We start from the raw sequence: 12,577 nt of genomic DNA on the forward strand, positions 1-12,577 counted from the left end.
GGATGACGAAGGCTCAACCCGACTGGCTCGCGCTCGCGACGCGTTTCGCGCAACTGCCGGACGCGCAGCGCGCGGTCTTCATCGACAAGCTCGGCGCGGCCGGCATCGACTTCCGCGTGCTGCCGATCCCGCCGCGCACCCCACGCAGCGACCGCGTGCCGGCGTCGTTCGCGCAGACGCGGCTGTGGCTGCACGCGCGGCTGATCGATGCGCCCGATGCATATCACATCACCGAGCGCCTGGCACTGACGGGCCCGCTCGACGCGCATGCGCTGCGTCTTGCGTGCGACGCGCTGATCGCGCGCCACGAGGCGCTGCGCACGACCTTCGACGAAGCGCAGGACGGCGTCGCGCAAACGATCCACGCACCGTTGCGCTGCCCGTGGCGTGAAACCGATCTCGAAGCGCTGCCGGACGCGCAGCGCATGGCGCGCGCGGAAACCGTCGCGACGGCCGACGAAGCCGAGCCGTTCGATCTCGGCGTGGCGCCGCTCGTCCGCGCGCATCTGGTGCGCTTCGATGCGACGCATCACTGGCTCGCGCTGACCGTGCATCACATCGTGTCGGACGGCTGGTCGTCGGGTGTGATGCTGTTCGAGCTTGCGTCGTTCTACCGCGCCTATGCGTCAGGCGAGCCGGTGCCGCTCGCGCCGCTGCCGATCCAGTACGCCGATTACGCGCTGTGGCAGCGCCGCTGGCTCGACGCCGGCGAGCGCGATCGCCAGCTCGCGTTCTGGCGCGAACGGCTCGATCCGCAACGTGGCGTACTGACGCTGCCGGGCGCGACGGCACGACCCGCACGCCGCAGTGCGCGCGGCGCCCGCCATGTGTTTTCGCTCGACGCGCGCATCGGCGCGCAACTGCGCGCATTCGCGGCCGCCTCGGGCGCCACGCCGTTCGCGGTGCTGCTCGCCGCACTCGATGCGCTGCTGGCGCGCGCGACCGGCGACGCGCGGATCTGCGTCGGCGTGCCGGCCGCGAACCGCGAACGCGCGGAGGTCGCCGGCCTGATCGGCTTCTTCGTCAACACGCTGGCGATCGACGTCGACGTGCCCGCGCATGGCGATTTCTCGTCGCTGGTCGCGCGCACCCAGCGCGCGCTCGTCGACGCGCAAATGCACCAGGACGTGCCGTTCGAGCAGGTGGTCGATGCACTCGGTGTGCCGCGCAGCGCGAGCCACCATCCGCTGTTCCAGGTGATGGCCGCGTACGGCGAGCGCCGTGCGCTGCCGGCGCTCGGCGCGGCAGCGGCCGCGTTGCTGCCGTCGGGCACGCCGTCCGCGAAATTCGACCTGACGCTGTCGGTCGAAGCGACGCCGGACGGCACGTTCGACGCCGCCTTCATCTACGCGCTCGACCTGTTCGAGGCGGACGCGATCGCCCGATTGGCCGCTCGCTTCGTCACGCTGCTGACCGATGCACTCGCGCGACCGGACATGCCGATCGGCGATCTCGACTGGCTGCCCGCCGCTGAGCGCGCGCAACTCTTCGCATGGAACGCACCGGCAGGCGCAACCGAATCCGAACCGTTCGTGCCGGTGCATGCCCGCATCGCCGCGCATGCTCAGGCACGGCCCGACGCACGCGGCGTGGCCGACATCGACCGCGCGCTGACGCGCGGCGAAGTCGATGCACGCGCGGCTCGCCTGGCGCGCCATCTGGTCGTGGCCGGCGTCCGCCCGGAAATGCGCGTCGGCGTCGCGCTGCAGCGCTCGGTCGACCTGCTCGTCGCGCTGATCGCGGTGCTGAAATCGGGCGCCGCGTTCGTGCCGCTCGATCCCGCGCATCCGCGCGAACGGCTCGCGCAGATCGTCGGCGACGCGAACATCGCGCACGTGCTGACCGACCGCGCGAGCGCCGCGTCGCTGCCCGAGCTGCCGGAGCTGCGCGTGTGGCGCGCCGATGAAGTCGATGCCCTCGACGAAGCCGCGCACGTCGTGCTGCCGGACGTGCTGCCGGGTCACGCGGCCTACGCGATCTACACGTCGGGCTCGACCGGCAAGCCGAAGGGCGTGATCGTCGACCACGCGTCGTTCGCGCTGCATTGCGCGGCGATCGCCGAACGTTACGGCGCGGGCGAGAACGACGTGTTCCTGCTGTTCCAGTCGGTCAACTTCGACGGCGCGCACGAAGGCTGGTTTTCGCAATACATGTCGGGCGCCGCCGTGTCGGTGACGGCCGACGTGCTGTGGCCGCCCGCGCAGACCTGCGCGATGATGGTCCGCGACGGCGTGACGATGACCTACGTGCCGCCCGGCTGCGCCGCGCAGCTCGCCGAATGGGCGCTCGCGCACGGCGCACCGCCGACGCTGCGTTCGCTGACGGTCGGCGGCGAGGCGACGTCGCGCGAGGCGTTCGCGATGCTGCGCCGCGCGCTGCCGAACGTGCGCGTGGTCAACGGCTACGGCCCGACCGAGACGGTCATCACGCCGACGCTGTGGATGTTCCGGCCCGGCGACGATCTCGCGAAGCTCGGCGACGCCGCGTACCTGCCGATCGGCACGCTGGTCGGCGCACGCACCGCGCACGTGCTCGACGAACGGCTGCATCCGTTGCCGGTCGGCGTGATCGGCGAACTGTACCTGGGCGGCGAGGGGATCGGCGTCGCGCGCGGTTATCTCGACCGCCCGGCGCTGACGGCCGAGCGCTTCGTGCCCGATCCGTACGGCGCGCCGGGCGCGCGGCTGTACCGCACCGGCGACCTCGTGCGGCGTCGCGCGGATGGCGTGTTCGACTTCATCGGCCGCGTCGACCACCAGGTGAAGTTGCGCGGGCTGCGCATCGAACTCGGCGAGATCGAGGCCCAGCTTGCCGCGCACGACGCGGTGCGCGAAGCCTGCGCGGTCGTGCACGGGCAGGGCGCACTGGCGCAGCTCGTCGCATATGTCGAACTGACCGCCGACGCACAGGCGGCCGCGCAGCCGGTCGAAGCCGCGACGCTCGACGCGCACCTGCGCCGCACGTTGCCCGACTACATGGTGCCCGCGCAGCTGATCGTGCTCGACGCGCTGCCGCGCAACGCGAACAGCAAGGTCGACCGCGCACGGCTGCCGGCGCCGGTACGCGTCGAACGTGCGTACGAAGCGCCGCACGACGGCGACGAAGCCGCGCTCGCGGCGATCTGGCGCGACGTGCTGAATCTCGAGCGCGTGGGCCGTGGCGATCACTTCTTCGATCTCGGCGGCCATTCGCTCGCCGCCGTGCGCGTCGCGACGCGCGTGGCCGAACGGCTCGGCCGCGACGTGCCGGTGCGCGCGCTGTTCGAAGCGCCGGTGCTCGCGCAGTATGCGTTGCAGGTGGCCGATGCGCCGCGCGCCGCGCATGCCGGTGCGGCGGCGCCGGGCGTGGCCGTCGCCAAACCCGATGCACACGGCGTGTGGCCGCTGTCGCCGGCGCAGCTCGGCCTGTGGTTCCTGTGGCGCGCACAGCCGGACAGCGCCGCGTACAACATTCCTGTCGCGCTGCGGGTGCGCGGCCCGCTCGACGTCGATGCGCTGCGTGCGGCCTTCGCGGATGTCACGGCCGTGCATCCGGCGCTGCGCGCGCGGCTCGTGGCGCGTGACGGCGCACTGCCGGGCCAGCGGATCGATGCCAATGCTTCTGTCGAACTGCCGGTGATTGACCTGTCGGCGCAAGCCGATGTGCTCGCCCGCGCCGCAGCGCTGACCGACGAGGATGCACTCGCACCGTTCGACCTCGCTGCCGATGCGCCGCTGTGGCGTGCGCGCGTGCTGCGTCTGGATGCGGAAGACCACGTGCTGTCGGTGACGATTCATCACATCGTGTCGGATGGCGAATCGATCGAGCTGTGGCTCGATGCGGTTCGTGCACGCTATGTCGCCCGCGTGCAGGGCGGCGCCGGCGCCGTGCCGGCCGATGAGGCCGTCCAGCTGGCCGCCCAACCGCTCGTGCTGCCCGCACCGTGCCATCCGGCCCGCGTCGCCTACTGGCGCGATGCGCTGGCCGATCTGCCGGCGCGCGTGCTGCCGCAGCGCGATGACGCACCGGCCTTGCCGCAATGGCGCGCGGCCCGCATCGCGTTCGAATTCGACGGCGCGCTGATCCGCGCCGCACGGGACACGGCATCGGCCGCGCACGCGACGCTGCCGATGCTGCTGCACGCGGCGCTCAACACCGCGCTGTTCCGCGCGACGGGCGTGGCCGACCAGCCGGTCGGCGTGCTCGCGTCGACGCGCGAGCTGACGGGCGATGCGGCCCGCGATGCGCTTGGCCTCTTCATCAACTCGGTCGTCGTGCGCACGCGGCTCGACCCGGCCGCGCGTCGTGCGGACGTGCTCGCACAAGTGCGCGACACGGCGCTCACGGCCTACGCGCATGCGGACGTGCCGTTCGCGAACGTCGTCGCGGCGCTGCGCGCGCCGCGTGCCGCGCAGGCCAATCCGCTGTTCCAGGTGATGTTCAACTACCTGCGCCCGACCGGTGCCGCGGCGCGCGACTGGGCCGGCCTGGCGCTGGCCGGATTCGACGATGTGCGCCATCGCGTCGTATTTACGCTGGAGCTGGACGTCGTCGAGCATCCGGACGGCCGCGTGAGCGCCGCGTTCTCGTATGCGGACGAACTGCTCGATCGCGGTTTCGTCGATGCGCTCGTCGATCTCTATCACGACGAAGTCACGCGCTTCGCCGGCGCGTCGGAAGCGGTGCTCGGTGCGCCGGACAAGCGCGTCGTTGCACAGGCGTCGCATCGCGCGCAGACCGAAAGCAACGCACGCGCCGCAGCGCCATTCCGCGCACCGCATGCGGCGGCCGTGCTCGCGGCGCTGTGGTCCGACACGTTCGCGACAGCCGCGCCCGAACCTGACGCCGACCTGTTCGAAGCCGGCGCGACGTCGTTCGACGTCGTGCGCTTCGTCGACGCGGCCAGCCGCGCCGGCCACACGCTGACGGTCGCCGACGTGTTCGCGTCGCCGACGCTCGCGGCACTCGGCGCGCGGCTCGATGCGCACACGGAAACGGGACAGGAGGCGCGCCATGCTGGCTGAAGTGCGTCCGGACGGATTCACGATGCTCGATACCTACCGCGTCGCATTCGCGGACGGCCTGTTCGCCGTGCGCGACGGCGCGGAGATCCGCGTCGCGCAGGGCGACGGCATCGGCGCGCAGTTGCTGCGCGCACAACTCGGCGACGACGGCGCGCTGCGCCTCGTCGCGTACAACCATCGCGCGGCAGCGGCCGACCAGCGGCGTGCGTTGCTGGCGGCACTCGCCGCGGCGTTTTCGGACAGCGCGCGCCACGCCGCGATCCGGCTCGACCCGGCCGCGTGGCCGGCGGTCGCGCTCGATGCGCTGCGCGCGAGCGGCGTGCTCGCCGACGGCGGCCGCTGCATGCGTGAAGGCTGGGCGCAGCAGGCCGATCTGTGGCGCGTCGGCGCGCATCTGCCGTGCGCGACGTTGCCGATGTTCACCGACGGCCGCCGTCATCCGCGCCGGCCGCCTGCGCCGCGCGGCGAGGTCTACGCGCGCGACCTGCCGGCGCTCGGCGTGCGCTTCACGCTGCGCGGCTGGCAGCCGGCCGAGGATGCCGAACGCCTCGCGCGCTGGTTCGACGAACCGCGCGTGCGCGACGGCTGGCCGGGCACGCAGCCCGGCGCGGATGACCAGCAAGGCACCGCGCCCGACACCGATCCGCACGTGATTCCGCTCGTCGGCTGCTTCGACGGCGAACCGTTCGCATATTTCGAGGCGTACTGGCTGAAGGAAGACGCGCTCGCGCCGCACGTCGCGGCGCGCGACTACGACCGCGGGCTGCGGATGCTGGTCGGCGAGTCGCGCTGGCGCGGCCCGCAGTGCGTCGCGGGCTGGCTGCCGTCCGTCGTGCATTACCTGTTTCTCGACGACCCGCGTACCGAAGCGGTCGGCTGTGCCGTTCCGGCCGGCCACGCGCGGGTTGCCGACCATCTCGCGCGGCACGGCTTCGCGCGGCAGCGCCGTCTCGCGCTGGCCGACGCGCAGCCGCTGTGGATGCGCACGCTGCGCGAGACGTTCTTCTCCGGCCGTCACGTCTGACGCGCCGGATTCACCGACAAGGGAGCTGAGACATGCAGAGAGAAACCGTATTCGACCTGATCGGCGTCGGCTTCGGGCCGTCGAATCTGGCGCTGGCCATCCGCCTCGAGGAGCGGCGCGCGGCGCGCCCGCTCGCCCATTGCTTCATCGAGCGCCAACCGGAATTCGGCTGGCATCGCGGCATGCTGCTCGACGACTGCCGGATGCAGATCTCGTTTCTGAAGGATCTCGTCACGATGCGCGATCCGACGAGCCGCTACACGTTCATCAACTATCTGTTCGAACGCGGCCGGCTGAACGAATTCGTCAACCTGAAGAACTTCTATCCGACCCGCGTCGAATTCCACGACTACCTGAGCTGGGTGGCCGACGCGTTCGACGATAGCGTCCACTACAGCGAGACCGTCCTCGCGATCGAGCCCGTGCACGGCGACGGCGAGCAGATCGACGCACTGCGCGTGCTGTCGCGCGACGCCGCCGGCCACGAGCGCCAGCGCGTCACGCGTGCACTGTCGGTCGGCGTCGGCGGCACGCCGGCGATCCCGGACGCGTTCGCCGCGCTCGGCCGCGACCGCGTGATCCACTCGTCGTCGTACCTGACCGACATCGACCGGCTGGTGGCATCGCCGGACGGCGAGCGCCGCCGCGTCGCGGTGATCGGCGCGGGGCAGAGCGCGGCCGAGGTGTTCATCGATCTCGCGCGCCGCTTCCCGCACGTCGACGCGAGCCTCGTGATGCGCGCAGGCGCGCTGAAGCCGGCGGACGACAGCCCGTTCGTCAACGAGATCTTCAGCCCCGAGTTCACCGATGTCGTCTATGCGCAGCCGCACGACGCGCGCCGCGCGCTGCTCGAGCGCTATCGCGACACGAACTACGCGGTGGTCGACCGGCCGCTGATCGAACAGATCTACGAAATGCTGTACCTGCAGCGCATCGACGGCACGCCGCGTCATGCGCTGCTCGCGAACAGCGCGATCGAGGCCGCGGTGCGCACCGCCGACGGCCGCATCGAGCTGACGCTGCGCGACCGGATGAGCGGCGACACGCGCGTCGAGCGCTTCGACGCGCTCGTGCTGGCCACCGGCTACCGCCGCGACACGCATTCGGCGCTGCTCGACGGGCTCGCGCCGCACCTGGGCGACGCGCTCGCACGCGGCGACGTCACGCGCGACTACCTGCTCGCGACGCCCGCGCACTTCGCGCCGCGCATCTACCTGCAAGGCTGCTGCGAAGACAGCCACGGCCTGTCCGACACGCTGCTGTCGGTACTGGCTCGCCGCGCGGACGAAATCTGCGCGTCGCTCGAAGACGGGATCGCACCAGCCCATGAAGAAGGCGCGGCCCGGGCAACACAGGAAAAACGACAGGAAAACGGGGCGAGCGCGAGCCGGATGGCTTTCGCTCTTTGACAAAGGCGCGGTCGGAGACCGCATGAAAAAACTGGAGCAGAGAAAGATGGAGTGGGCAACAGGCACGCGTTTGCGTGCGATCGCAGCCGCGGCGAGCGTGGCGTTCGGGGTGGCGGCAGGGCACGCACAGGCCCAGACGGCGCCGGCCGTGAACGCAGGCGCGGCGGCGGCCAGCAGTGCGCAGAACGGTGCGGCCGCGAGTGCGTCGACCGGCACGCTGCCGACGATCAACGTCAACGCGGCCTCGGAAGGAGACGGCACGGTCGGGCTCGTGGCGAAGCGCAGCCGCACCGGCACGAAGACCAGTACGTCGATCAACGAGATCCCGCAGACGATCAACGTCGTCACCGCGCAGCAGATCGAGATGACCGGCGCGACCGACGTGAACGCGGCATTGCGCTACGTGCCGGGCTTCTCGTCGTACGGCTCGGACAACCGTTCCGACTGGTACGCCGCGCTGCGCGGCTTCACGCCGACCGCGTACGTGAACGGGCTGCAGGTGCCGAACACGATCAACCTCGCGAGCTGGCGCGTCGATCCGTACATGATCGACAGCATCAGCGTGCTGCGCGGGCCGACCTCGGTGCTGTACGGCGCGGGCGACCCGGGCGCGATCGTCGACGTGCAGACCAAGCTCGCCGACGGCGAGCGCGTGCGCGAGGCCGGCGTGCAGATCGGCAACTACGCGCGCAAGCAGTTCATGATCGACGTCGGCGACAAGCTCGACCCGGACGGCAAGTACGCGTACCGATTCGTCGGCGTCGCACGCGACGGCAACGCGCTGACCGGCCCGAACAACGACCAGCGCGTTGCGCTCGCGCCGTCGTTCCGCTGGCGCCCGAACGCGGATACGTCGCTGACGCTGTCGGCCACCTATCTGCAGGACTGGGGCGACATCTCGTCGAACTTCCTGCCCGCGGCGGGCACGGTGCTGCCGAACCCGAACGGTCAGATCAACAAGGACGTGTACGAAGGCGATCCGAACTTCAACTACTACCGCAAGAAGCAGTGGTCGGTCGGCTACCAGTTCGAGCGGAACCTGACGCCGGCGTGGACGTTCCGCCAGAACACGCGCCTGATGCACCTGTCGCTCGACAACGGCTCGGTATTCGGCAACGGCTTCGTCGACGGCAGCACGACCGACGTGTCGCGCTGGGCCGGCGTGTTCCAGATGAACTACAGCCGCTTCGACATCGACAACAACCTCGAAGGCCGCTTCGCGACGGGCCCGCTCCAGCACACGCTGCTGCTCGGCTTCCAGTACAACCGCCAGACCGCGACCGACAGCGAATGGCTCGCCGCCGCGCCGCCGCTGAACATCTACAACCCGGTCTACCTGCCTGTCACGAAGGCGGTGTTCACGCCGGACTCGACGTTCCGCACCAACACGTACACGACGATGAACACGTTCGGCCTGTACGCGCAGGACCAGATCAAGTGGAACCGCTGGACGCTGACGCTCGGCGGCCGCGAGGACTGGGTCAACATGCGGATGGACGACCGCGCGGCCGGCACGTCGACGAAGGCTGACGTCACGGCGTTCACCGGCCGTGTCGGCCTTACGTACCAGGGCGATTACGGGCTGTCGCCGTACGTCAGCTACGCGACGTCGTTCAATCCGCTGATCGGCGTGAACCTGGTCGGCGGCGGATTGCCGCAGCCGACCCGCGGCAAGCAGATCGAAGCCGGCCTGCGCTGGCAGCCGCCCGGCAAGAACCTGATGCTGAACGCGGCGATCTACCAGATCAACCAGACCAACGTGCTCACGCCGGCGCTGCCGAGCCAGGACAATACCGGCACGAAGTCGGTGCAGACGGGCGAGGTGCGTTCGCGCGGGATCGAGCTGAGCGCGACCGGCAAGGTCACGCGCAACCTGTCGGTGATTGCCTCGTACGTGTATCAGGACGTGAAGAACGTGAAGGCCAACGACGTGTCGCTGAACAACTGGCCGGTCGACATTCCGCGCCCGCGCCAGATGGCGTCGCTGTGGACCGACTGGACGTGGCACACGGGGCCGCTCGCGGGCTTCGGCCTGGGCGGCGGCGTGCGCTACCAGAGCGCGTCGGCCGGTGCGGCCGACAACTCGCTGACGGTATCGAGCGTCACGCTGTTCGACGCGGGCGTGCACTACGACACGCGTAACTGGCGCTTCGCCGTGAACGGAACGAACCTGGCCAACCGTCACTACATCAGCGGTTGCCAGTCGGCGAACGTCTGTGTGTTCGGCACCGACCGTACCGTGATCGCGACCGCGAAATACAACTGGTGACGATGCGCGCCGCGGCCCGCCGGCCGGCCCTCGCGGCCGGCGCGGGCGGGCCGCGGCGCCTTCGTCCGCTTTTCCACGACGCATCCATGCCGAAGAAAAATCTCGTCTACATCCAGTCGCTGCGCAACGGCGCGGCCGATCGTGCCGGCCAGCCGGTCGCTTATCAGGGCGGCACGCGCTACATGAAGGCGCCGCTCGAATATCTCGTCGAACGCCTGAACGACTCGCCGCTCGGCGAGCGTTACACGCTCAAGGGCGTGATCGTCGACGACGACGACGGTTCGCCGGCCGACCGCGCGAAAGTCGCCGACTACGGTTTCGCCCGCACGCCGGGCCGCCCGTGGATCCTGCCGGAAGGGTTGACGGTGCAGGGCCGGCCGGTCGACGAACTGTTCTGCACGATTGCGTCGACGTACCGGCGGCTGCCGCGCGACGCGCGCGAGCGCGTGGCTGGCAAACAGGCGTTCGAGCGCCGCCTGCTCGAGCGCCTGCTCGAACTCGACGCCGACGTCGTCGTGCTCGACGGGCTGCTCGTGATCCTCGACGAACTCGTGCGCCCCGGCGCGCGCTTTCACCGGCGCATCGCCAACATCCACCCGGGCATCACGGCCGACGGCTCGCCGTACCAGCGGCGCGGCGCGTGGGCGACGCTCGACGCGCTGCACGGCGCGCGCGGCGAACGGGTCGACTGGTCGAACGGCACGACGTCGTCCGTCGAGCCCGTGATGATGACGGGCGCGTCGTTTCACTACGTCGACAACGGCATCGATTCCGGCGAGGTGATCTGCGACGTGCTCGACACGCCGATCGCGCCGGACGACACGATTCTCGAACTGCGCTGGAACAACTTCCAGCGCAGCCTGTTTCCGGCACTCGAGCGGGGGCTGCACGTCCTCGCCGACCGCCACGACGCGGGAGCACTGTGATGGAAGACACGTTGACGAAACCGGCCGGCGCCGCGGATGCCGTCGAAGGGGAAGTGGCCGCCGCGCTCGACGGCGCCGCACACGGGCAGGCGATGGCCGTCGCCGAGCACACGCTCGACGCGTGGCGGCCCGACGACTCGCCGGACGAACTGCTCACGGCGTTCGTCGCGCTGTTCAACACCGACACGCGCTACGACGCGGCGACGATCACGGTGCCGCTCGGCGGCGCCGACGCGGCAGCCGTGGCGGTGTACGTCGCGCGCGCGGTGCGCGAGGGCGTGATCGACGGCGCGCAGGTTGCCGGCGACGCGCTGCGCTTCACCGTGTCGCGTGCGACGTTCTGGCAGAACCCGCGGCCGTGGCTGAAGGCGCCCGCGTCGGGTGGCATGCCGCTGCGCCATGTGATCACCAACGGCCACCGCCACCCGGTGCGGCCGCCGTCGCCGGCCGGCGAGATCTACGCACGCACCATGCCGCAGGTCGGGATGACGTTCAGCCTGCGCACCGTCGATGTCGACGCGCACGCGGACCTGTTCAGTGGCTGGATGAACCTCGATCGCGTCGCGCATTTCTGGGACCAGCGCGGCACGCGCGACGAGCACGCGGCGTATCTCGCCGAGCGGCTCGCCGATCCGCACATGCACCCGATGATCGGCTATTTCGACGACACGCCGTTCGGCTATTTCGAGTTCTACTGGGCAAAGGAGGACCGTCTCGCGCCGTTCTACGACGCGCACGACTACGACCGCGGGCTGCATCTGCTGATCGGCGATTCGCGCTTCCAGAGCGCCGGCAAGCTGCATGCGTGGTGGAGCGGGGTGCTGCACTACATGTTCGTCGACGAACCGCGCACGCAGCGGCTCGTGGGCGAGCCACGCGTCGATCACGTGCGGCACATCGCGTACATGCACCGGCTCGGGTTCTACACGCTGAAGGAGTTCGACTTCCCGCACAAGCGCGCGGCGCTCACCGTGATCGAGCGCGATACATTCTTCGACACTTTCAAATTGCCGTGACGGCGCGGGGGTGCGGTGCGGCGCGAGGTGGCGCGCGGGCATCGGCCATCCGGGATATGGACCGCGCGGCCTGCGTCGTGAAGAATGGATCGCTCTCCTCATCGACGACAGGCCCGCGACATGGCAAAAACATCCGCGACAGCATGGGGCGCGACATCCGGTTTGCGCGCGCCCGCATTGACATATGCCGGCATATGCCTAGAATGGACGCATCGTACTCCCATGGAGTGGCTCATGCGCACCGTTTCCATTTTCAAGAACGCCCGTAACCAGGCAATCCGCATCCCGAAGGACATGGAGTTCGAGGGCGTGACCGAACTCGAGATCCGCCGCGAGGGCGACACACTGCTGCTGCGGCCGGTGCGGCCCACGTGGGTCTCGTTTGCGAGCGAACCGCCGGCCGACGCCGACTTCCTCGCCGAACGCCCGGCCGTCATCGAGTCCGGCCGCTTCGACCTGTCCGGTGGCGCCGCGCCGACGGAGTCCGGCCAGTGACCACGCTCTACATGCTCGATACGAACATCTGTTCGTTCATCATGCGCGAGCGGCCGCCCGTGGTGCTGTCGCGGTTGCAATCGTGCGTCAATGCGCAGCACCGGATCGTCGTCTCGGCAATTACCTATGCCGAAATGCGGTTCGGCGCGGTTGGCCGGAAGGCGTCGCCGAAGCATGCGGAACTCGTGACGGCCTTTGTTGCGCGGCTGGATGGCGTGCTGTCGTGGGACACGGCGGCCGTCGATGCAACCGCCGCGATTCGTGCCGATCTTGCTGCGCGCGGCACGCCGATCGGCGCGAACGACGCGTCGATCGCCGGCCATGCGATCGCGGCCGGTGCGGTGCTCGTCACGCACAACAGCCGCGAGTTCGGCCGGGTCGCCGGGTTGTCGCTCGAAGACTGGGCGGCCTGAACGCGGTCGGGATCTGTTCGAT

The 12,577-nt window shown here is 70.2% G+C and carries 8 protein-coding genes; all 8 read left to right on the forward strand.

What is annotated here, in order from left to right; translation table 11 throughout:
* The first annotated feature begins 2 nt into the window (after nucleotides 1-2).
* The 8 genes from CFB39_RS08785 to CFB39_RS08820 all read left to right on the forward strand — a co-directional run bounded on the left by CFB39_RS08785 (nucleotide 3) and on the right by CFB39_RS08820 (nucleotide 12,555).
* Nucleotides 3-5,003, forward strand: coding sequence for a non-ribosomal peptide synthetase (locus CFB39_RS08785; RefSeq protein WP_089472754.1), 5,001 nt, complete (start codon nucleotides 3-5; stop codon nucleotides 5,001-5,003).
* On the forward strand, nucleotides 4,993-6,027 hold the full coding sequence (locus CFB39_RS08790; RefSeq protein ID WP_089472755.1) for a GNAT family N-acetyltransferase: 1,035 nt from the start codon (nucleotides 4,993-4,995) through the stop codon (nucleotides 6,025-6,027). The genes CFB39_RS08785 and CFB39_RS08790 overlap by 11 nt, the downstream gene beginning before the upstream one ends.
* A gap of 32 nt (nucleotides 6,028-6,059) precedes the next feature.
* Nucleotides 6,060-7,436, forward strand: coding sequence for a lysine N(6)-hydroxylase/L-ornithine N(5)-oxygenase family protein (locus CFB39_RS08795; protein ID WP_089472756.1), 1,377 nt, complete (start codon nucleotides 6,060-6,062; stop codon nucleotides 7,434-7,436).
* A gap of 22 nt (nucleotides 7,437-7,458) precedes the next feature.
* A complete protein-coding gene (locus CFB39_RS08800) occupies nucleotides 7,459-9,705 on the forward strand; it encodes a TonB-dependent siderophore receptor (RefSeq protein WP_089472757.1) in 2,247 nt (748 codons plus the stop codon).
* Nucleotides 9,706-9,791: 86 nt separating this feature from the next.
* Nucleotides 9,792-10,631 carry a formyltransferase family protein gene (locus tag CFB39_RS08805; RefSeq protein ID WP_089472758.1) on the forward strand — a complete coding sequence of 280 codons (840 nt, stop codon included), beginning with the start codon at nucleotides 9,792-9,794 and terminating at the stop codon, nucleotides 10,629-10,631.
* Nucleotides 10,631-11,647, forward strand: a complete 1,017-nt coding sequence (locus CFB39_RS08810) for a GNAT family N-acetyltransferase (protein ID WP_089472759.1) — start codon at nucleotides 10,631-10,633, stop codon at nucleotides 11,645-11,647. Before CFB39_RS08805 ends, CFB39_RS08810 begins: the two co-directional genes overlap by 1 nt.
* A gap of 234 nt (nucleotides 11,648-11,881) precedes the next feature.
* Nucleotides 11,882-12,142: a type II toxin-antitoxin system VapB family antitoxin gene (vapB, locus tag CFB39_RS08815; RefSeq protein WP_089472760.1), complete on the forward strand. Its 261-nt coding sequence runs from the start codon at nucleotides 11,882-11,884 to the stop codon at nucleotides 12,140-12,142.
* Nucleotides 12,139-12,555 carry a PIN domain-containing protein gene (locus CFB39_RS08820; RefSeq protein ID WP_083265877.1) on the forward strand — a complete coding sequence of 139 codons (417 nt, stop codon included), beginning with the start codon at nucleotides 12,139-12,141 and terminating at the stop codon, nucleotides 12,553-12,555. The genes vapB and CFB39_RS08820 overlap by 4 nt, the downstream gene beginning before the upstream one ends.
* The last annotated feature ends 22 nt before the right edge of the window (nucleotides 12,556-12,577 follow it).

Source organism: Burkholderia sp. AU6039, assembly GCF_002223365.1.
GTDB lineage: Bacteria > Pseudomonadota > Gammaproteobacteria > Burkholderiales > Burkholderiaceae > Burkholderia.